The organism is Streptomyces sp. SD15, assembly GCF_054462255.1.
Genome location: NZ_JBTLMO010000022.1, coordinates 125135 through 145173 on the forward strand (window position 1 = coordinate 125135; position 20039 = coordinate 145173).

Below are 20039 nucleotides of genomic sequence, written 5' to 3' on the forward strand. Positions count from 1 at the left end.
CGGTCTCCCGTCTACGTGATTCTCGCTCTCGGCGTACGAGGTGCGGGAACTTCGCCAGCTGTCGGCACGCTTGCATACAGTGGCAGGACAGGCAGGGAATTCTGCATTTTCCGCGATCGAAGGGACGTACATGCCCATGGGTCACACGGCCACAGCTGAGGCAGGCTCCGGCGGCCTGACAGCGACCGAGCACCGCCTGGCCAACGGCCTGCGCGTGGTGCTCTCCGAGGATCACCTGACCCCGGTCGCGGCGGTGTGCCTCTGGTACGACGTCGGCTCGCGCCACGAGGTCAAGGGCCGTACCGGACTTGCCCACCTCTTCGAGCACCTGATGTTCCAGGGCTCGGGCCAGGTGAAGGGCAACGGTCACTTCGAACTGGTGCAGGGCGCGGGCGGATCGCTCAACGGCACGACCAGCTTCGAGCGCACCAACTACTTCGAGACGATGCCCGCCCACCAGCTGGAGCTCGCTCTCTGGCTGGAGGCCGACCGCATGGGCTCGCTGCTCGTCGCGCTCGACGACGAGTCCATGGAGAACCAGCGGGACGTCGTCAAGAACGAGCGTCGGCAGCGCTACGACAACGTCCCCTATGGCACGGCTTTCGAGAAGCTGACCGCCCTCGCCTACCCCGAGGGCCACCCGTACCACCACACCCCGATCGGGTCGATGGCGGACCTGGACGCGGCGACCCTGGAGGACGCCCGCGCCTTTTTCCGGACGTACTACGCGCCCAACAACGCCGTGCTGTCGGTCGTCGGCGACATCGACCCGGAGCAGACGCTCGCGTGGATCGAGAAGTACTTCGGTTCCATCCCCGGGCACGACGGGAAGCCCGCGCCGCGTAGCGGCACCCTGCCCGACACCCTCGGCGAGCAGCTGCGCGAGGTCGTCGAGGAAGAGGTCCCGGCACGCGCCCTGATGGCTGCCTACCGGCTCCCGGAGGACGGCACGCGCGCGTGCGACGCGGCCGACCTCGCCCTGACGGTCCTCGGCGGCGGCGAGTCCTCCCGGCTCTACAACCGGCTCGTACGCCGCGACCGCACCGCCGTCGCGGCCGGGTTCGGCCTGCTGCGGCTCGCCGGAGCGCCCTCCCTGGGGTGGCTGGACGTGAAGACGTCCGGCGACGTCGAGGTCCCGGTGATCGAGGCCGCCGTCGACGAGGAGCTCGCCCGGTTCGCCGAGGAGGGCCCCACCGCCGAGGAAATGGAGCGCGCCCAGGCCCAGTTGGAGCGCGAGTGGCTGGACCGGCTCGGCACCGTCGCGGGCCGCGCCGACGAACTGTGCCGGTACGCCGTCCTGTTCGGCGACCCGCAGCTCGCCCTGACCGCCGTGCAGCGCGTCCTCGACATCACCGCCGAGGAGGTCCAGGAGGCCGCCAAGTCCCGCCTGCGCCCCGACAACCGGGCGGTGCTCGTGTACGAGCCGGTCGCCGCCGCCACCACCGACGAGGACGAGGAGGCAGCGAAGTGACCGAGCTCGCCACCATGGACTTTCACCAGCAGCCCCAGGCCGGCAAGGCCAAGCCGTGGGCCTTCCCCGCCCCCGAGCGCGGCGCCCTCGACAACGGCCTGACCGTGCTGCACTGCCACCGCCCCGGCCAGCAGGTCGTCGCCGTCGAGGTGCTGCTCGCCGCGCCGCTGGAGGCCGAGCCCGCGAGCCTCGACGGCGTTGCCACGATCATGGCGCGCGCCTTCTCGGAGGGCACCGACAAGCTCTCCGCCGAGGAGTTCGCCGCCGAGCTGGAGCGCTGCGGCGCCACGCTCGACGCGCACGCCGACCATCCCGGTGTGCGGCTGTCGCTCGAGGTGCCCGTGTCGCGGCTCCCCAAGGCGCTCGGTCTGCTCGCCGACGCCCTCAGGGCACCGGCGTTCGCCGAGAGCGAGGTCGAGCGGCTGGTGCGCAACCGGCTCGACGAGATCCCGCACGAGACGGCCAACCCGGCCCGCCGTGCCGCCAAGGAGCTCTCCAAGGAGCTGTTCCCGGCCACCTCGCGCATGTCGCGCCCGCGCCAGGGCACCGAGGCGACCGTCCAGAAGATCGACTCGGCGGCCGTACGCGCCTTCTACGAGAAGCACGTACGCCCCGCCACGGCCACCGCGGTGATCGTCGGTGACCTCACCGACGTGGGCCTCGAAGCCCTGCTCGCGGAGACGCTCGGCGCCTGGACCGGCTCGTCGGCCGAGCCGCGACCCGTGCCGTCGGTGACCGCCGACGACACCGGCCGTGTGATCATCGTGGACCGCCCCGGCGCGGTCCAGACGCAGCTGCTCATCGGACGCGTCGGCGCCGACCGGCACGACCGTGTCTGGCCCGCCCAGGTCCTCGGCACGTACTGCCTCGGTGGCACCCTCACCTCGCGCCTGGACCGCGTCCTGCGCGAGGAGAAGGGATACACCTACGGTGTGCGGGCGTTCGGCCAGGTACTGCGCTCCGCGCCGGACGGCACGGGCGTCGCGATGCTCGCGATCAGCGGCTCCGTGGACACCCCGAACACCGGCCCGGCGCTCGACGACCTCTGGAAGGTGCTGCGCACCCTCGCGGCCGAGGGCCTGACGGACGCCGAGCGCGACATCGCCGTACAGAACCTGGTGGGTGTGGCGCCCCTCAAGTTCGAGACCGCGGCCGCGGTGGCGAGCACGCTCGCGGACCAGGTCGAGCAGCACCTGCCGGACGACTACCAGGCGACGCTGTACCAGCAGCTGGCCGCGACCGGCACCGTTGAGGCCACCGCGGCCGCCGTGAGCGCCTTCCCGGTGGACCGTCTGGTGACCGTCCTGGTGGGTGACGCCACGCAGATCGAGGAGCCGGTCAAGGCTCTGGGAATCGGTGAAGTGAGCGTCGTGACCGCCGAGTAGGACAGCACGGCCCATGGGGGCCCAGGAGGCCGCAGAGCCTCCTGGGCCCCCATTTGTCCGTATTGATAGGGAGGTTGCCTGTCTGCCCTGTGGCATGCGCTACAAAAGCCGTGATCCGTTTGTTGATTGAAAGATGTCCCGTTTAGCGTCGGTCCGGCTGTTCGTCAGGCAGTGCGCCGCGCCCGCGGCACCGGACAGTCATCGCCGAGTCCCCGTACGGCGCGAGCCAGGGGAGCCGGGGACCCACACGCAGTCCCTGGGGTGAATCGGACGCCCTTCACGATCCGAAGGGGGTCCGTAGGAGACCTTCCTGCTCCGAACCCGTCAGCTAACCCGGTAGGCGAGAAGGAAGGAAAGGACCAGCCCTTACATGGCGTTCACCTGTGGCTCAGGGAAGCACCGCCGTCCGAGCCGCGTGAAGCGCACGACCACGAACGCCGTCGGCGTCGCGGCGCTCACCAGCACCGGTGTCATCGGAACCCTGGCCGCCCCGGCGTTCGCCGCGGACACCTCCGCCGATCCGATCGGGCTGACCCGGGCCGTCTCGATCGGTGACTCGGTCGCCGCGCAGATAGATGCGCAGGCCGCCGCCCAGCAGCGCGCCGCCAAGGAGGCCGCAGCGCGGAAGCAGGCCGAAGAGGCCGCGCGGAAGCAGGCCGCGGAGGAGGCCAAGAAGGAGCGTGAGGCGGAGGAGCGCGCCGCCCGCGCCGCCGAACGCAAGCGTCTGAACTCCTTCGTCCTGCCGATCACCGGCTCCTATGTCTCCACCGGTTACCAGGCCGGCGGCAGCCTCTGGTCGTCCGGCAGCCACACCGGCGTCGACTTCCACGCGGCGTCCGGGGCCTCGGTCCACGCGGTCGGCTCCGGCACCGTCGTCACGGCCGGCTGGGGCGGCGCCTACGGCAACCAGATCGTCATGAAGATGAACGACGGCACTTACACGATGTACGGCCACCTGTCGTCCATCGCCGTCTCCGTGGGGCAGACGGTCACCCCGGGCCGGCAGATAGGCCTCTCCGGGGCCACCGGCAACACCACCGGACCGCACCTCCACTTCGAGGCCCGCACGACGGCGGAGTACGGCTCCGACATCGACCCCGTCGCCTACCTCCGCTCGCACGGAGTGAACGTCTGACTTGCGGCAGTACTTCCGAAGCCCCGGCTCACCCAGCCGGGGCTTCGTCGTTTCGAACGACTCTGTCCAAAAAATATCCATGGATTCCGGCCCGCCATCGGAAATTCCGAGTCTCTGCAATAGAGTCACTGAACAAGCGTCAATCGACGGCGTTTCACGGGGATTAAAGCGGAGGTCCGGTATGCGTGTTCCTGCGCACTCGGTATGCACAGCGATCCGCGACGACATCGTCGCGGGTGTCTACGAGCGCGGTAGCCGGCTCACCGAGGAACTGCTCGCGCGCCGCTACGGCGTCTCGCGGGTTCCGGTGCGCGAGGCCCTGCGCACCCTGGAAGCCGAGGGCTTCGTTCTCACCCGTCGACACGCGGGCGCATGCGTCGCGGAGCCCACCGAGCAGGAGGCAGCCGATCTCTTGGAGATGCGCATGCTCCTGGAGCCGCTGGGTGCCGCCAGGGCCGCGCAGCGCCGCACCGAGGCCCACCTCAAGGTGCTTCGAGGCCTGGTCAGACTGGGTCAGGAGCGGGCCAGGAGGGGCAACAGCGAGGATCTGCGCTCGCTGGGCGGCTGGTTCCACGAGACGCTCGCACAGGCCTCCGGAAGCCCCGCGCTGACCTCCACGCTGGCTCAGCTGCGGCACAAGATCGCCTGGATGTACGCGGTCGAGGCGCCGGCCAATCCGGCCGAGTCCTGGGCCGAGCACGGCGGGATCGTGGACGCGGTGGCGCGCGGCGACAGTGAGCGGGCCAGGGCGATCACGGCGCTGCACACCGAGCGCGCGACGGGCGCGCACCGATTGCGCTTTCCCGCCGGGGGAGATCGCCAGGATCGTGTGAGGACTTCGCAACATCCCGTAAACATGACGGGCCTGCGTCATTAACACGGGAGCCGTATACAAAGAGGAGTAATTCGCGGGGATTACTTTTTGCTGCCCTGGAGAAGAAATGGCGAAGGACTCGCCCGATATTCCGGACGAGCCCTTCGATTTGTTCCTGGGTGGTGTTTTGTGTAGCAGTAAACACTCCACCCTCAGCGACGAATAACGCCACCGTCGTGGGAGGGACTGTTCCTCAGACGGTCTCGGGGAGCTCCTCGAGACCCTCCGCCACCAGCTTCGCCAGCCGGTCGAGCGCGGCGTCCGCACCCTCGGCGTCCGAAGCGAGGACGATCTCCTCGCCGCCCTGGGCGCCCAGGCCGAGGACCGCGAGCATGGAGGCCGCGTTGACGGGGTTGCCCTCCGTCTTGGCGATCGTCACGGGGATACCGGAGGCCGTGGCCGCCCGGACGAAGATGGAGGCGGGACGGGCGTGGAGGCCCTCGGCCCAGCCGACGTTGACGCGGCGCTCAGCCATGCGATGCTGCCCTTCAGTGTTCAGGGTTGTCTAGACCAGTGTTCCATAACGTGAAGCGTGCCCGGGGCGGGCGTTGGTTCCGCCCCGGACCCGGCGTCGGACCCCGGCCTGGATCCGACTTCGGTGCCCCTAGCCTGCCTTGCGCCGTTGTCCGACGCGAGCCGTACTCTGGGGCCCATGCAGACCTCGTCGGACCGGCACGAGTACCCCTCCCATTGGGAGGCCGACGTGGTGCTGCGCGACGGGGGTACCGCACGCATCAGACCCATTACCGTCGACGACGCAGAGCGCCTGGTCAGCTTCTACGAGCAGGTCTCGGACGAGTCGAAGTACTACCGCTTCTTCGCGCCCTACCCGCGCCTGTCCGCCAAGGACGTCCACCGCTTCACGCACCACGACTTTGTGGACAGGGTGGGACTCGCGGCCACGGTCGGCGGCGAGTTCATCGCCACCGTACGCTATGACCGGATTAATGCCGACGGCCTCCCCGCCTCCGTCCCCGCCGACGAGGCCGAGGTCGCCTTCCTCGTGCAGGACGCCCACCAGGGGCGCGGCGTCGCCTCGGCCCTCCTCGAACACATCGCGGCGGTGGCCAGGGAGCGTGACATTCGCCGCTTCGCCGCCGAGGTGCTGCCTGCCAACAGCAAGATGATCAAGGTGTTCACGGACGCCGGATACCAACAGAAGCGGCACTTCGAGGACGGCGTCGTACGCCTGGAGTTCGACCTCGAGCCGACCGACCGGTCGCTCGCCGTGCAGCGCGCGCGGGAGCAGCGCGCCGAGGCCCGGTCCGTGCAGCGGCTGCTCGCCCCCGGCTCGGTCGCCGTCATCGGCGCGGGCCGCGCGCCCGGCGGGGTGGGCCGCAGCGTCCTCGCCAACCTCCGCGACGCCGGTTTCACCGGCCGCCTGTACGCGGTGAACAGGGCGCTCCAGGAGAAAGAACTCGACGGAGTCCCCGCGTACCGCTCGATCAGCGACATCGGGGAGCCCGTCGACCTCGCCGTCGTCGCCGTGCCCGCGCGGTACGTCCCCGAGGTCGTCGCCGAGTGCGGCGAGCACGGCGTGCAGGGGCTCGTGGTCGTCTCCGCCGGGTACGCCGAGAGCGGCGCCGAAGGACGCGAGCGCCAGCGCGATCTCGTCCGCCAGGCGCGTACATACGGGATGCGCATCATCGGCCCGAACGCCTTCGGGGTCATCAACACCTCCCCCGACGTGCGGCTCAACGCCTCGCTCGCGCCCGAGATGCCGCGCCCCGGCCGGATAGGCCTGTTCGCCCAGTCCGGCGCGATCGGCATCGCGCTGCTGTCCCGGCTGCACCGGCGCGGCGGCGGCGTCACAGGCGTGACCGGCGTGTCCACCTTCGTCTCCTCCGGGAACCGGGCGGACGTGTCCGGTAACGACGTGCTCCAGTACTGGTACGACGACCCTGACACCGACGTCGCCCTGATGTACCTCGAATCCATCGGCAACCCGCGCAAGTTCACGCGCCTCGCGCGGCGGACCGCGGCGGCGAAGCCGCTGGTCGTGGTGCAGGGCGCACGGCACGCGGCCGCTCCGCAGGGGCACGCGGTACGGGCGACGCGGCTGCCGCACGCGACCGTCTCCGCGCTGCTGCGGCAGGCCGGGGTGATCCGGGTCGACACGATCACCGAGCTGGTCGACGCGGGACTGCTGCTGGCCCGCCAGCCGCTCCCTCCGGGCCCCCGGGTGGCGATCCTCGGGAACTCGGAGTCGCTGGGGCTGCTGACGTTCGACGCCTGTCTCGCGGAGGGGCTGCGCCCGTCGCCGCCGCTGGACCTGACCACGGGGGCTTCGGCGGAGGACTTCCGGCGCGCGCTGTCGACAGCCCTGGCCGATGACGGGTGCGACGCCGTGGTGGTGACCGCCATCCCGGCGGTGGGGGAGAGGTCGGCGGCGGACGAGGCCCTGGCGCGGGCGCTCCGCTCGGCCGCCGCGGTGGCTCCCGAGAAGCCGGTGCTCGTGGTCCATGTGGAGCTGGGGGGTCTCGCCGAGGCCCTCTCCGCGGCCGCCAGTACGGCGCCGCAGGCGACGGCACCCGCAGCCTCGGCCGGTGCCCGGCAGCCCGGCCCCGTGGAACACCCGCCCGCCGCGGTGGAAGCGCCCGACGAAGCCCGCCTCATCCCCGCCTACCCCGCCGCCGAGCGCGCCGTCCGTGCCCTCGCCGAGGCGGTGAAGTACGGCCAGTGGCGGCGGGAGGCGGCCCAGCCCGGCAAGGTGCCCGGGTACGAGGACATCGACGAGAAGGGCGCCGCCGAGCAGATCGACCATCTGCTCGCCCGGGGCGAGGGGCTGACGCTCGGTACGCAGGACGCCTGCGCCCTGCTCGGGCGGTACGGCATCGACGTACGCCGCGCGCTGCCCGCGCCCACGCCCGACGAGGCCGCCGCGGCCGCGCGCACCCTCGGCTACCCCGTGGCCCTCAAGACCACCGCCCCGCACCTGCGACACCGCGCCGACCTGGGCGGCGTACGCCTGGATCTGGCGGACGAGGAGCAATTGCGCAGGGCGTACGCGGAGTTGACCGACCTCTTCGGGACGCCGGCCGAGCTGCGCCCGGTCGTGCAGGGCATGGCACCGCGCGGCGTCGACACGGTCGTACGAACCGTCATCGATCCGGCGGCCGGAGCGGTGCTGTCGTTCGGGCTGGCCGGGGCCGCGTCGGACCTGCTCGGAGACACGGCCCACCGGCTGATTCCGGTCACCGACCGGGACGCGACCTCGCTGGTCCGGTCGATCCGGACTGCGCCGCTCCTGTTCGGCTGGCGCGGCTCGGCACCGGTCGACACGGCGGCTCTCGAAGAGCTGATGCTGCGGGTGTCGCGGCTGGTCGACGACCACCCGGAGGTCGTGGCCGTCTCCCTGGAGCCCGTGGTGGTCGCCGCGAGCGGCCTGAGCGTGCTCGGCGCCACCGTACGGCTGGCCCGCGCGCCAGTCCGCGACGACCTCGGCCCGCGGACGCTTCCGGTCGTCTGAGCCGCACCGGATCGGCCGGGTCGCGCTTGATGCGTGCCCGACGCGCGCTCGAGGCATGCCTGACGTGTGCCCGGTTCGTATCTGATCCGTCCACGACAGACACCGCGAGCGGTGCCTCGCAGTCAGTGGGTCACCGTAGGATGGACGTCATGGCCAAGACCAGTACGACGACCCAGGGGCTGCGAGCGGCGATCGAGCGCAGCGGCTACTACCCGGCCCTCGTGGCCGAGGCGGTGGAGGCCGCGATCGGCGGCGAGACCATCCGGTCGTACCTGGTCCACCAGGAGACCACGTTCGACGCGAACGAGGTGCGTCGGCATGTCACGGTGCTCGTCCTCACCGACAACCGCTTCATCGTGAGCCACACCGACGAGCAGGCGGCGGACACGACCTCGCCGACGCCGTACGCCACGACGTCGACGGAGTCCGTGAAGATCGGCCGGATCTCGTCGGTCGTCGTCAGCCGTGTCGTCGCCAACCCCGAGTCGTACAAGCCGGGCACCCTGCCCCGCGAGGTCGTCCTGACCATCGGCTGGGGCGCGGTCTCCCGCATCGACCTGGAGCCCGCGGCCTGCGGCGACCCCAACTGCGAGGCGGACCACGGCTACACGGGCAATTCGACGGCGGACGACCTGAGCCTGCGCGTCAGTGAGGCCGGTGACGGCCCGGAGACGGTGCGCCAGGCTCTCGCCTTCGCCCAGTCCCTCTCCGAGGCGACCGCGGACACCGCGCACTGATGGCCCTGCCGACCTGGGATCACCCGGAACCACTCGCCCTCGACTCCGCACCCGTCCCCGAGTACGGCGCCGGATCGCTCGCCGACCTGCTTCCCACGCTCGCCGCGGGCATGGCGGTGCCCGGCATGACCGTCGCCATACCAGAGCTGACCGGAGCCGATCGGAACTGCGTCTTCCTGATCGACGGTCTCGGCTGGGAGCAGCTGAAGGCGCACCCCGACGAGGCCCCCTTCATGACGTCACTCCTGGCGTCCTCCCGCGGGGGCACCGGGCGGCCGATCACCGCCGGCTACCCGGCGACCACCGCGACCTCCCTCGCCTCCGTCGGCACCGGCCTGCCGCCCGGCGCGCACGGCCTGCCCGGCTACACCGCGCGCAACCCGAAGACCGGCGAGCTGATGAACCAGCTGCGCTGGAACCCGTGGACGGAGCCGCGCGCCTGGCAGCCGTATCCCACGGTCTTCCAGCTGGCGCACGCGGCCGGCGTGCACACCGCCCAGGTCTCGTCCCCCGCCTTCCAGAGCACCCCGCTGACCAAGGTCGCCCTCAGTGGCGGAACGTTCCACGGGCGTCTGAGCGGCGAGGAGCGCATGGACCTCGCGGCCCAGCAACTCGCCGCGGGCGACCGCTCCTTGGTCTACACGTACTACGCCGAGGTGGACGGCAAGGGCCACCGCTTCGGCGTCGACTCGGACCCCTGGCGCGGCCAGTTGATGTATGTCGACCGCCTGGTCCAGCGCCTCGCGGAGCAACTGCCGCCCCGCACGACGCTGTACGTCACCGCCGACCACGGCATGATCGACATCCCCTTCGACGAGCAGCACCGCATCGACTTCGACGAGGACTGGGAGCTGCGCGCCGGGGTCGCCCTGCTGGGCGGCGAAGGCCGCGCCCGGCACGTCTACGCCGTCCAGGGCGCCGAGGCGGACGTCCTGACCTGCTGGCGCGAGGTGCTCGGCGAACAGTTCTGGGTGGCGTCGCGAGACGAGGCGATCGCGGCGGGCTGGTTCGGCCCGCACATCGACGAGCGGGTGTACGCCCGGATCGGCGACGTCGTCGCGGCCGCACAGGACGACGTGCTGATCATCGCCTCCGAGCGCGAGCCGAAGGAGTCGGCGATGGTCGGCAACCACGGTTCGATGACACCGGTGGAGCAGCATGTGCCGCTCCTCGAAGTACGTTCCTGATCCCACCTTCCCCCTTCTTGCCGAAAGGTGCTCAACTCGCCATGCCCGAGCTGGTGTTCTTCTCCGGAACGATGGACTGCGGGAAGTCGACGCTGGCTCTCCAGATCGAGCACAACCGCTCGGCCCGGGGCTTGCAGGGCATGATCTTCACGCGTGACGACCGCGCGGGCGAGGGCAAGCTCTCCTCGCGGCTGGGCCTGGTCACGGACGCGGTGGAGGTCGCGGACGACCAGGACCTGTACGCGTATCTCGTCGACCATCTCTCCCAGGGCGGCCGGGCGGACTACGTGATCGCGGACGAGGCGCAGTTCCTGGCTCCCGGGCAGATCGACCAACTGGCCCGTGTGGTCGACGACCTGGGCGTCGACGTCTTCGCCTTCGGCATCACCACCGACTTCCGCTCCAAGCTCTTCCCGGGCTCCCAGCGCCTCGTGGAGCTGGCCGACCGGGTCGAGGTCCTCCAGGTCGAGGCCCTGTGCTGGTGCGGCGCCCGCGCCACCCACAACGCCCGCACGATAGGCGGTGAAATGGTCGTCGAGGGTGCCCAAGTGGTCGTCGGCGACGTCAATCAGGCGGAAGACATCGGCTACGAGGTCCTGTGCCGCCGACACCACCGCCGCCGGATGACCGCCGCCACAGCCCATGCGGGCGCCCTGTCGCCGGACGTGCTGCCGATCGCCTCCGCCTGATCCCGCCGATTCGGGGTCACCGGCTCAGCGCACGGTGTGGATCACCGAGAACACCGCGCCCTCCGGATCCGCCACCGTGGCCACCCGCCCGTGCGGCGAGTCGCGGGCGGCCTTGAGGAGGTGTCCGCCGAGGTCGGTGACCCGGGCGACGGCGTCGTCCACGTCCGCGACCTCGAAGTACGTCAGCCAGTGCGGGCCCCGGTCGCGCGGCAGGCCGTGCCCGACGCCCTGGATGCCGGCCACCGGGCGGCCGCCGACGTTGAGGGTCAGATAGTCGAAGTCGGCCGAGACGACCGGCTCCTGTTCGTGGCCGAAGACCCCCTGGTAGAACTTGACGACGCTCTCGGTGTCGCGGGTCAGCAGCTCGATCCAGGCGGGGCTGCCGTGCACCCCGTGGATCCCGGTGCCCAGATGGGCCGCCGCCTGCCAGACCCCGAAGACGGCACCCGTCGGGTCCGAGGCGATCAACAGCCGGCCGGCCGCGCCGGCGTCCAGCGGACCCACGCCCACGGTGCCGCCGCAGTGCCGTACCGATTCAGCGGTCTGGTTCACGTCCTCCGAGGCGAAATACGGCGTCCAGGCGATCGGCAGATGCCGGTCCGGCGGTAGTTGTCCGATTCCCGCCACCTCGTGGCCGTCGAGCAGGGCTCGTACGTACGGGCCGAGCTGCTGTGGGCCGGGCTGGAACTCCCAGCCGAACAGTTCCTGGTAGAAGTCCTGGGTCGTGGCCATCCCGTGCGCCATCAGGCTTACCCAGCAGGGTACGCCGGGCGCGTGCCGAGCGTGCGTGGTGCCATTCAGGCCGGCCGACTCCCGTGCCTCGGTCATCGTCACTCTCTTCTCGGCCCCTCGCGGTGGCCGTTCACCTTCCGCCTACCCACACGCGTATCACAGCCGCGTGCGTGCGCGCCCCGTGCCGATGCTCGCACCACCTGTCACCCTGTGCGTTCCGGCCGCGCCGTCATGCGCGGTCCACGGCCGCAGGATGCCCGATGTGCAGACCCCCATCCGTTTCCGCGCCTTTGCCGCAGGGTGTCCATCGGCTGTACAGCATGTGCCCGATCCCGTACGCCTCGTGATCGGACCTGTCCGGCCGAGCACAGTAGTCGGACCTGGGCGCCGCGGCCACCCCGTGCGCAAGGATGGTGGCCATGAACGTCATCATTTCCGCATCCGAACTCGCGAGCGAGCTGGCAGGGCCGAACCCGCCGGTCGTGCTCGACATCCGCTGGCAGCTCTCCACGGCCACGGCCGCCGGGGCCGCCCCCTTCGACGGTCGGGCCGCCTACGAGGCGGGGCACATCCCCGGTGCGGTCTTCATCGACCTGGACGCCGAACTGGCCGGGAAGGCGGGTGACGGCGGCCGCCATCCGCTGCCCGACCTCGAGGTCTTCGGCGCGGCGATGCGGGCCGCCGGGGTGTCCGCGGACCGCGATGTCGTCGTGTACGACGGTGGCGTCGGGTGGGCCGCCGCGCGCGCCTGGTGGATGCTGGGTTGGACGGGGCATCCGTCGGTGCGGGTGCTCGACGGCGGGCTGGCCGGCTGGAGCGGGCCGGTGTCCACGGAGGTCCCGACGCCCGAGGCCGGAAGTTTCGTGCCGGTGCCGGGTGCCCGGCCGCTGCTCGACGCGGACGGGGCCGCCGCGGTCGCCCGTACGGGCCTGCTGCTCGACGCCCGGGCCGGTGAGCGTTACCGGGGCGAGGTCGAGCCGATCGACCCCGTCGGCGGGCACATCCCGGGCGCGGTCTCCGCGCCGACCACGGAGAACGTCACGGAGGGCGGCCAGTTCCGGCCGGCCGCCGAGCTCGCCGACCGCTTCAAGTCCCTCGGCGCGACCGGCACTTGCGAGGTCGGCGTGTACTGCGGCTCGGGAGTCTCCGCTGCCCACGAGGTGCTGGCGCTCGCCGTCGCGGGCATCCCGGCCGCGCTGTACGTGGGTTCCTGGTCGGAGTGGTCCCGGGGCGGAAGCCGTCCGGTCGCCGTGGGCCCCGACCCGCAGTGACGAGGATCGGGCCCCATCCTCGGTGAGGACGATGCCCCGCGCGCCGGTGGTGACGACGAGGGGGCGCGCGGCCGTGACGACGAGGGGGCGCGCGGCCGTGACGACGACGGGGCGTGGGCCGTGACGACAATGGGGTGTGCACCGGTCCGGTGCACGCCCCATCGCTCGTACGGGTGACCCGCTGTTGCTGTTCCCGCGCTACTCCTGCTTCTTGCGCCGTGTCCCGAAGACGATTTCGTCCCAGCTCGGGACCGCCGCTCTGCGGCCCGGGCGGACGCCGTCGGCCTCGGCCTGGCGGTCGGTCGCACCGACCAGGCGGTCGCGGTGACTGCCGACCGAGCGGGGCATCAGCACGTCCGCGTAGGCGGAACCGGCCGAGGCCGCGGGAGCCGGGGGCTCCTCCGCCTCGGGTTCGGCGGGAGGCTCCTCCGGGGCCGGGCGTTCCGTGGTGGAGGGCCGCTCGGGCACCACCATGTCGCCCCGGAAGCTGGGCACTGCCTCCAGAAGGCTGGTGAGCGAATCGCGGTCGCCCGCGCTCTCCTCGACCGGCTCGGGGGGTGGCGCCGGCAGACTCGGCCGCTCCATCTGCCGGTCCAGGGCGCGATCCAGCGGGCGATCCCGGGGCAGCCGTGCGATGCGCGGGACGAACGGGAAGCTCGGCTCGGGCGACGCCGCGAGGTCGTCGGACTCGCCGATCAGCGAGCGCGCCTCGTCGTCGACGGCCTGGACGAGTCGCCGGGGCGGGTCGTAGGTCCAGCTCGCCGAGTGCGGTTCGCCGGCGACCCGGTAGACCAGCAGCACTTCCCAGGTGCCGTCGTCGCGACGCCACGAGTCCCACTGGACGGTGTCCTTCTCGGCCCCCCGGATCAGCAGTCGCTCCTGGACGGCCTCGCCGAGCTGGGGTCCGGCGTTCTCACCGGGGCGGCGGACGGGAGTCTTCCTGGCCCGCTCGGCCATGAAGGCGCGCTCGGCGAGGACAGGGCCCTCGAAGCGGCGCACCCGGTCGACGGGGATTCCGGCGAGCTGGGCGACTTCCTCCGCGGAGGCGCCTGCACGTATCCGCGCCTGGATGTCTCGGGGGCGGAGATGGCTCTCCACCTCGATCTCGATCTGGCCGAGGCGGGGACGGTCGCCGCGTACAGCGGCACGCAGACGCTCATCAATCGGAAGCGTGTACTCCGTGCTGTCCGCAGCCTTCAGCACCAGCCGTGTGCCGTCGTTAGAGACGGCCACGACACGCAGTTCCGGCATGGGGACCTCCCGGGTGGTGCCTGCCGACGTCACGTGCGTCGCTGCTTCCGCTAGTCGAGTGTGGCCTGCCCGGGTGCAGCCTGCCACAACCTTGCCGAGTTGCCCGGCGTGTCGGGCACAGGCCCGGGATCGCCGTTATGGCACGGTTACCTATTTGCAACGCTAAGTGACGAACTCCATCACCCTGTGCAACGAGCCCCCTCCCGGCGGTCCTGCAAGGCCCCGGACACCCTGGCGGGAGTCCGGACCCAGGGCTGGCAACAGTACTCCATTCGGGCCATGTGCGTGGATCGGCGCGCCGCCCAACTTCTAGTAGGGGGTGGTAGTTGGCCGCCCGATGTGCGGTTTTCGTGACCACGAAACGTGGCACATTTCACGTAATCGTCGGAAACGGAACTAATCGTTTCGCCCGTACGTCCCCTTCTCGTGCAGTCGGTCGATCAAGTACGGGAAAGGTAGGCAAGGTCCGGGGATGCGTGAGAAGTCGGATGTCGAGGAGGAGCCGAAGAAGAAGCGGGTGGATCTGAGCGTTCCGCAAGTGGCGGGCAGCGCCGTGGCCGCGGTGGTGGCGGCCAAACTCGCCTCCTACTTCGGGGTGTACGGGACGATCCTGGGCGCCGGTGTGGTGAGCGCGATCGCCACCTGCGGCGGCACCGTCTTCCAGCACTTCTTCAAGCGCACGGGTGAGCAGATACGCGATGTGACGGTCCAGGCCAAGCCGAGGACCGAGCAGGCGCCCGCCGTGGGGGAGTTCACCGAAGGGACCGTCTACCGAGCTCGGGTCAAGAGCTGGAAGCGGCCGGTGCTGGCCGCGGCGCTCGTCTTCGGTGTCACCATGGCGGGCATCACCACGTACGAGATGGTGTCGGGGCAGAGTTTCAGCGGCGACGGGAAGAGCACCACCGTCGGTGACGCCCTGAAGGGGAGCGGCTCCAGCGCCGGTTCCGGGTCCGGCTCCACGTCGGAGCCCAGTACTTCCCGTACGACGCCTACGGCCGGATCGTCGCAGCAGCCCTCCGGCGACGGTGGCGCCGCCGTCACCGAGGACGGCGCCCGTGAGGACGGCGCCGCCGAGGACGACGGCAGTGCCACCATGCCCACGCCGACGCCGAGTTCCAGTGCAGCCTCGCAGACGCCGACCGACACTCCGACGCCCGCGACCGGCGCGCCTACGGACCCAGCACCCGACGCAAGTAGTCGTTCCCAAAGCGCCGATCCGGGTCGAGTCGATCCCTCAGGGCAGTGAACTCACCGAAGCGCGGATACACCTTGCGGAAGTACTCCGCGTCACGCGTGTGCACCTTGCCCCAGTGCGGGCGGCCCTCGTGCGCGGTGAAGATCCGCTCGGCGGCGGTGAAGTACGCCTGATAGGGGGTGCCCTTGAACATATGGACGGCGATGTACGCGCTGTCCTGTCCTGACGCGGTGGAGAGCGCGATGTCGTCGGCGGGGGCCGTGCGGACCTCGACGGGGAAGCTGACCCGAAGAGGTGAGCGGTCGACCATCCTCTTCAGCTCGCGCAGCGTCTCCACCAGGGCCTCGCGCGGGACGGCGTACTCCATCTCCACGAAGCGCACCCGGCGCGGAGAAGTGAAGACCTTGTAGGGAATGTCGGTGTACGTCCGCGCGGACAGTGCTCGGCTGGAGATCTTCGCGATCGTCGGGATGGTGGCGGGCACGGCGCGACCGAGCAGATTGGCCACCTGGAAGACGCCGTTGGAGAGGAACTCGTCCTCGATCCAGCCGCTCAGCTGTCCGACCGGCTTCTCGGGGCCCGCGCTGCGGTTGTTGCGCTTGGTGTTGCAGTTGCCGGTGTGCGGGAACCAGTAGAACTCGAAGTGCTCGTTCTCGGTGAAGAGTTCGTCGAAGTCGGCGGTGACCTTGTCGAAGGTCATCGGCTCCTCGCGGGCGGTGAGCAGAAATATCGGCTCCACGGAGAAGGTGATCGCCGTGACGATCCCCAGGGCGCCTATGCCGACGCGGGCGGCCGCGAAGACCTCGGGATTCTCCGTCTCCGAGCAGGTGAGGACCGAGCCGTCCGCCGTGACCAGCTCAAGTCCCTTGATCTGCGCGGCGATCGAGGCCGAGTCGCGGCCCGTGCCGTGCGTTCCGGTGCTGGTCGCCCCCGAAACCGTCTGCTCCATGATGTCGCCCATGTTCGTGAGCGACAGTCCCTCGCGCGCGAGAGCCATGTTGAGACGCTTGAGCGGGGTACCCGCCTCAACAGTGACGGTGCCGGCCTCGCGATCAATGCGGCGGATTCCGGTCAACAGTTGAGGGCGGATCAATACGCCATCGGTCGCGGCGGCAGCCGTGAAGGAGTGGCCGGCGCCGACAGCCTTCACTTTCAGGCCGTCTTCCGCGGCCTTCCGTACGGCGGCGGAAAGTTCCTCGACCGAGGCAGGGGTGGCCTCCCGTACGGGACGAGCGGTGACGTTCCCCGCCCAGTTACGCCACGTGCCGCTCTTCCCGCTCACTGTGGTGCTCATGGGTCCCCTCCCGCTGCGGAACCGGCCTGCTCAGCCGGCGATACCCGAGGAATCCCACCGCGACCGCGACGGCACCGGACACCGCCGGAACCCCGTACCCGGCCTTCGCGCCGGCGGCGTCGATCACCCAGCCGGCCACGGAGGATCCGAGCGCGACCCCGACCGCGAGTCCGGTGCTCACCCAGGTCATGCCTTCGGTCAGTTTCGCGCGTGGTACGTGCTGCTCGATGAGGGACATCGTCGTGATCATCGTGGGAGCGATGGACAGCCCCGCAACGAACAGCGCCACAGCCAGAAACGGCAAGTTTCCGACCAGTAGGAGGGGGATCATACTCACGGACATCGCGCATATGCCCAGCAGCCACCGACGTTCGGGCGCCCCCGCGAAGCGCAGCAGCCCGAACACCGCTCCCGCCACGCAGGAACCCGCCGCGTACAGGGCCAGGACGACGCTCGCGGCGCCCTTGTGGCCCTGCTCGTCGGCGAAGGCCACGGTGACCACGTCGACGGCCCCGAAGATCGCCCCGGTCGCCACGAACGTGGCCACCAGGACCTGGAGTCCGGCCGAGGCCAGCGCCGAACCGCTGGTGTGCTGCTCGCGCGGGTGCGGCACCGGCTCGGTGCCGCGCTGGGCCGTCAGCCAGAAGACACCGGCCGCGAGGAAGCAGGCGGCGAGCAGCGGCCCGGCCTCCGGGAACCAGACCGTGGACAGGCCGATGGAGATGATCGGTCCGAAGATGAAGCAGATCTCGTCGACCACGGACTCGAAGGAGTACGCGGTGTGCAACTGCGGCGTGTCCCGGTAGAGGGCCGCCCAGCGGGCCCGGATCATCGCGCCGATGCTGGGTACGCAGCCGATGCCGGCCGAGCAGACGAACAGCACCCAGTCCGGCCACTCGAAGTGCGCGGCGAGCAGCAGCCCGGCGGCCGCGGCCAGTGCGAACAGGGTGACGGGGCGCAGGACCCGCCGCTGCCCGTACCGGTCCACCAGGCGGGAGACCTGCGGGCCCAGCGCCGCGGCCGCCAGGGCCATGGTCGCCGACAGCGCGCCCGCGAGCCCGTACCGCCCGGTGAGCTGGGAAATCATCGTCACCACGCCGATGCCCATCATCGACAGCGGCATGCGGCCGACGAAACCCGCGGCGGAGAAGCCCTTGGAGCCGGGGGCGGCGAACAGGGCGCGGTACGGGCTGGGCACGGAGGACTCCGGTCGGCTCGGCTCGGCCGCCCCGTCACCACGGGCGGTCCGAACTTCGGTAAGGCGTGAAGCTAGCCGATACAGCTTACGGGTCCGGTAACCCTGAAGCACGCCCGAGCGCAGGCCGGGCTCCTGGTCGTCGGCGCCGGATGGCAGGATCGGAGGTATGCCAGATGCGCTCGATGCCACCCCCTACGACGCCCTGCTGCTGCTCTCGTTCGGCGGCCCCGAAGGCCCGGACGACGTCGTTCCGTTCCTGGAGAACGTGACGCGCGGGCGCGGCATCCCCAAGGAACGGCTCAAGGAAGTGGGGCAGCACTACTTCCTTTTCGGCGGGGTCAGCCCCATCAACGACCAGAACCGCGCCCTGCTCGACGCCCTCCGCAAGGACTTCGCGGACCACGGCCTGGACCTGCCCGTCTACTGGGGCAACCGCAACTGGGCGCCGTACCTGACCGACACCCTGCGCGACATGGTCGCCGATGGCCGCCGCCGCATCCTCGTCCTCGCCACCAGCGCGTACGCCTCGTACTCGGGCTGCCGCCAGTACCGCGAGAACCTCGCCGAGTCCCTGGCCACGCTCGAAGCCGAAGGCCTGGAGCTGCCGAAGGTCGACAAGCTGCGCCACTACTTCAACCACCCCGGCTTCGTGGAGCCCATGATCGAGGGCGTTCTGAAGTCCCTCGCCGAACTTCCCGAGGACGTACGCGAGGGCGCACACCTCGCCTTCACGACGCACTCCATCCCCGACGCGGCGGCCGACACCTCCGGCCCGGTCGAGGACCACGGTGACGGCGGTGCGTACGTCAAGCAGCACCTGGACGTGGCGAGGCTGGTCGCCGACGCCGTGCGCGAGGAGACCGGGATCGAGCACCCCTGGCAGCTCGTCTACCAGTCGCGCTCCGGAGCCCCGCACATCCCGTGGCTGGAGCCCGACATCTGCGACCACCTGGAGGAGCTGCACGGCGCCGGGGTTCCGGCCGTCGTGATGGCCCCCATCGGGTTCGTCTCGGACCACATGGAGGTGCTGTACGACCTCGACACGGAGGCGAAGGCCAAGGCAGAGGAGCTGGGTCTGCCGGTGCGCCGCTCGGCCACCGTGGGCGCCGACCCGCGGTTCGCCGCGGCGATCCGTGACCTCGTCCTGGAGCGCGCCGCGACCGAGAGCGGCCGCCAGGTGACCCCGTGCGCCCTCGGAGCGCTCGGTGCGGGCCGGGACCTGTGCCCGGTGGGCTGCTGCCCGGCCCGCGCCCCCAAGCCCGCCGCCGCGGGCGCCGACAGCCCGTACGCATGAGGAGCCCCGTGACCCAGCCCCTGCACACCGAACTGCTTCAGCTCGCGCACGAGGCGGCCCACCGCGCCGGTGAGCTGCTGCGGGACGGCCGCCCGGCCGACCTCGCGGTCGCCGCCACCAAGTCCAGCCCGATCGACGTCGTCACCGAGATGGACATCGCCGCCGAGAAGCTGATCACGGACCTGATCTCCACGCGCCGCCCCGCCGACGGTTTCCTCGGCGAGGAGGGCGCCGCCACGGAGGGCACCAGCGGCATCCGCTGGGTCATCGACCCGCTCGACGGCACGGTCAACTACCTGTACGGGCTGCCGACCTGGGCCGTGTCCATCGCGGCGGAACAGGACGGCGAGACCGTCGTCGGAGTCGTCGCGGCACCGATGCGCGGCGAGACCTACTCCGCGGTGCGCGGCCGTGGCGCCCGGGCCACCGGAGCCTGGGTCGGCGAGCGCCGGCTGACCTGCCGTCCGTCGCCGCCCCTGGACCAGGCCCTGGTCTCGACCGGCTTCAACTACGTGACCGAGGTCAAGGTCCACCAGGCCGACGTCGCCCAGCGGCTGATCCCGCTGCTGCGTGACATCCGGCGCAGCGGCTCGGCGGCGGTCGACCTCTGCGACGTCGCGGCGGGCCGCCTCGACGGCTACTACGAGCGCGGGCTCCACCCCTGGGACCTCGCGGCGGGCGACCTGATCGCCCGTGAGGCGGGCGCCCTGACCGGTGGGCGCCCCGGAGAGCGCCCCGCGGGCGATCTGGCGGTGGCGGCCTCCCCGGGCGTCTTCGAGCCCCTCCAGCAGCTCCTGGAGGAGTTCGGCGCCTGGCATGACTGAGGACGCCTGAGCTCGGCGGTACGTACCGCAGAC

17 protein-coding genes and 1 riboswitch are annotated in these 20039 nt (G+C 71.0%); of the genes, 12 read left to right on the plus strand and 5 right to left on the minus strand.

The window, feature by feature from the left end; genetic code table 11:
- Positions 1-130 precede the first annotated feature (130 nt).
- The 4 genes from ACX28W_RS22755 (at position 131) to ACX28W_RS22770 (ending at position 4868) form a co-directional block, all read left to right on the plus strand.
- Entirely contained in the window at positions 131-1471 is a 1341-nt protein-coding gene (locus ACX28W_RS22755; protein ID WP_459000956.1) for a M16 family metallopeptidase, read from the plus strand.
- Positions 1468-2856, plus strand: coding sequence for a M16 family metallopeptidase (locus tag ACX28W_RS22760; protein WP_459000958.1), 1389 nt, complete (start codon positions 1468-1470; stop codon positions 2854-2856). The genes ACX28W_RS22755 and ACX28W_RS22760 overlap by 4 nt, the downstream gene beginning before the upstream one ends.
- A gap of 192 nt (positions 2857-3048) precedes the next feature.
- Positions 3049-3213: riboswitch (cyclic di-AMP (ydaO/yuaA leader) on the plus strand.
- Positions 3214-3226: 13 nt separating this feature from the next.
- A complete protein-coding gene (locus ACX28W_RS22765) occupies positions 3227-3991 on the plus strand; it encodes a M23 family metallopeptidase (RefSeq protein ID WP_459000959.1) in 765 nt (254 codons plus the stop codon).
- A 181-nt stretch (positions 3992-4172) separates the two neighbouring features.
- A complete protein-coding gene (locus ACX28W_RS22770) occupies positions 4173-4868 on the plus strand; it encodes a GntR family transcriptional regulator (protein WP_459000960.1) in 696 nt (231 codons plus the stop codon).
- 190 nt (positions 4869-5058) lie between these two features.
- On the opposite strand, the gene ACX28W_RS22775 is transcribed toward ACX28W_RS22770, so the two are convergent.
- Positions 5059-5340, minus strand: coding sequence for an HPr family phosphocarrier protein (locus tag ACX28W_RS22775; protein WP_362073539.1), 282 nt, complete (start codon positions 5338-5340; stop codon positions 5059-5061).
- Positions 5341-5517: 177 nt separating this feature from the next.
- Between ACX28W_RS22775 and ACX28W_RS22780 the strand changes: the two genes are divergently transcribed.
- The 4 genes from ACX28W_RS22780 to ACX28W_RS22795 all read left to right on the plus strand — a co-directional run bounded on the left by ACX28W_RS22780 (position 5518) and on the right by ACX28W_RS22795 (position 10947).
- Positions 5518-8334: a bifunctional acetate--CoA ligase family protein/GNAT family N-acetyltransferase gene (locus tag ACX28W_RS22780; RefSeq protein WP_459000962.1), complete on the plus strand. Its 2817-nt coding sequence runs from the start codon at positions 5518-5520 to the stop codon at positions 8332-8334.
- A gap of 149 nt (positions 8335-8483) precedes the next feature.
- On the plus strand, positions 8484-9071 hold the full coding sequence (locus ACX28W_RS22785) for a DUF5998 family protein (protein WP_459000964.1): 588 nt from the start codon (positions 8484-8486) through the stop codon (positions 9069-9071).
- Complete coding sequence (locus ACX28W_RS22790; protein ID WP_459000965.1) at positions 9071-10258, plus strand: alkaline phosphatase family protein; 1188 nt, start codon at positions 9071-9073, stop codon at positions 10256-10258. The genes ACX28W_RS22785 and ACX28W_RS22790 overlap by 1 nt, the downstream gene beginning before the upstream one ends.
- Before the next feature lie 41 nt (positions 10259-10299).
- A complete protein-coding gene (locus ACX28W_RS22795) occupies positions 10300-10947 on the plus strand; it encodes a thymidine kinase (RefSeq protein ID WP_362073551.1) in 648 nt (215 codons plus the stop codon).
- Positions 10948-10971: 24 nt separating this feature from the next.
- On the opposite strand, the gene ACX28W_RS22800 is transcribed toward ACX28W_RS22795, so the two are convergent.
- Positions 10972-11775, minus strand: coding sequence for a VOC family protein (locus ACX28W_RS22800; protein ID WP_459000967.1), 804 nt, complete (start codon positions 11773-11775; stop codon positions 10972-10974).
- A gap of 323 nt (positions 11776-12098) precedes the next feature.
- Between ACX28W_RS22800 and ACX28W_RS22805 the strand changes: the two genes are divergently transcribed.
- Complete coding sequence (locus tag ACX28W_RS22805; protein ID WP_459000969.1) at positions 12099-12950, plus strand: sulfurtransferase; 852 nt, start codon at positions 12099-12101, stop codon at positions 12948-12950.
- Positions 12951-13148: 198 nt separating this feature from the next.
- Here the strand turns inward: ACX28W_RS22805 and sepH are convergent, their stop codons facing one another.
- A complete protein-coding gene (gene sepH, locus ACX28W_RS22810) occupies positions 13149-14201 on the minus strand; it encodes a septation protein SepH (RefSeq protein WP_362073560.1) in 1053 nt (350 codons plus the stop codon).
- A gap of 472 nt (positions 14202-14673) precedes the next feature.
- Between sepH and ACX28W_RS22815 the strand changes: the two genes are divergently transcribed.
- Entirely contained in the window at positions 14674-15447 is a 774-nt protein-coding gene (locus tag ACX28W_RS22815; RefSeq protein WP_459000970.1) for a hypothetical protein, read from the plus strand.
- Here the strand turns inward: ACX28W_RS22815 and ACX28W_RS22820 are convergent.
- Both ACX28W_RS22820 and ACX28W_RS22825 read right to left on the minus strand, forming a co-directional pair.
- On the minus strand, positions 15371-16690 hold the full coding sequence (locus tag ACX28W_RS22820) for a D-arabinono-1,4-lactone oxidase (protein ID WP_459000972.1): 1320 nt from the start codon (positions 16688-16690) through the stop codon (positions 15371-15373). The genes ACX28W_RS22815 and ACX28W_RS22820 overlap by 77 nt on opposite strands.
- Positions 16650-17888 carry an MFS transporter gene (locus ACX28W_RS22825; RefSeq protein ID WP_459000973.1) on the minus strand — a complete coding sequence of 413 codons (1239 nt, stop codon included), beginning with the start codon at positions 17886-17888 and terminating at the stop codon, positions 16650-16652. The genes ACX28W_RS22820 and ACX28W_RS22825 overlap by 41 nt, the downstream gene beginning before the upstream one ends.
- Before the next feature lie 166 nt (positions 17889-18054).
- Between ACX28W_RS22825 and ACX28W_RS22830 the strand changes: the two genes are divergently transcribed.
- Both ACX28W_RS22830 and ACX28W_RS22835 read left to right on the plus strand, forming a co-directional pair.
- On the plus strand, positions 18055-19182 hold the full coding sequence (locus ACX28W_RS22830; protein WP_459000975.1) for a ferrochelatase: 1128 nt from the start codon (positions 18055-18057) through the stop codon (positions 19180-19182).
- 8 nt (positions 19183-19190) lie between these two features.
- The gene (locus tag ACX28W_RS22835; protein WP_362073575.1) at positions 19191-20006 is read left to right on the plus strand and encodes an inositol monophosphatase family protein; all 816 of its coding nucleotides are present in this window, start codon (positions 19191-19193) and stop codon (positions 20004-20006) included.
- Positions 20007-20039 lie beyond the last annotated feature (33 nt).

Coding starts and splice junctions, on each gene's coding strand:
- ACX28W_RS22785 (WP_459000964.1), top strand. CDS start 8,484: ATGGCCAAGACCAGTACGACGACCCAGGGGCTGCGAGCGGCGATCGAG.
- ACX28W_RS22815 (WP_459000970.1), top strand. CDS start 14,674: ATGCGTGAGAAGTCGGATGTCGAGGAGGAGCCGAAGAAGAAGCGGGTG.
- ACX28W_RS22770 (WP_459000960.1), top strand. CDS start 4,173: ATGCGTGTTCCTGCGCACTCGGTATGCACAGCGATCCGCGACGACATC.
- ACX28W_RS22790 (WP_459000965.1), top strand. CDS start 9,071: ATGGCCCTGCCGACCTGGGATCACCCGGAACCACTCGCCCTCGACTCC.
- ACX28W_RS22795 (WP_362073551.1), top strand. CDS start 10,300: ATGCCCGAGCTGGTGTTCTTCTCCGGAACGATGGACTGCGGGAAGTCG.
- ACX28W_RS22820 (WP_459000972.1), bottom strand. CDS start 16,690: ATGAGCACCACAGTGAGCGGGAAGAGCGGCACGTGGCGTAACTGGGCG.
- ACX28W_RS22830 (WP_459000975.1), top strand. CDS start 18,055: ATGCCAGATGCGCTCGATGCCACCCCCTACGACGCCCTGCTGCTGCTC.
- ACX28W_RS22780 (WP_459000962.1), top strand. CDS start 5,518: ATGCAGACCTCGTCGGACCGGCACGAGTACCCCTCCCATTGGGAGGCC.
- ACX28W_RS22800 (WP_459000967.1), bottom strand. CDS start 11,775: ATGACCGAGGCACGGGAGTCGGCCGGCCTGAATGGCACCACGCACGCT.
- ACX28W_RS22755 (WP_459000956.1), top strand. CDS start 131: ATGCCCATGGGTCACACGGCCACAGCTGAGGCAGGCTCCGGCGGCCTG.
- sepH (WP_362073560.1), bottom strand. CDS start 14,201: ATGCCGGAACTGCGTGTCGTGGCCGTCTCTAACGACGGCACACGGCTG.
- ACX28W_RS22805 (WP_459000969.1), top strand. CDS start 12,099: ATGAACGTCATCATTTCCGCATCCGAACTCGCGAGCGAGCTGGCAGGG.
- ACX28W_RS22775 (WP_362073539.1), bottom strand. CDS start 5,340: ATGGCTGAGCGCCGCGTCAACGTCGGCTGGGCCGAGGGCCTCCACGCC.
- ACX28W_RS22765 (WP_459000959.1), top strand. CDS start 3,227: ATGGCGTTCACCTGTGGCTCAGGGAAGCACCGCCGTCCGAGCCGCGTG.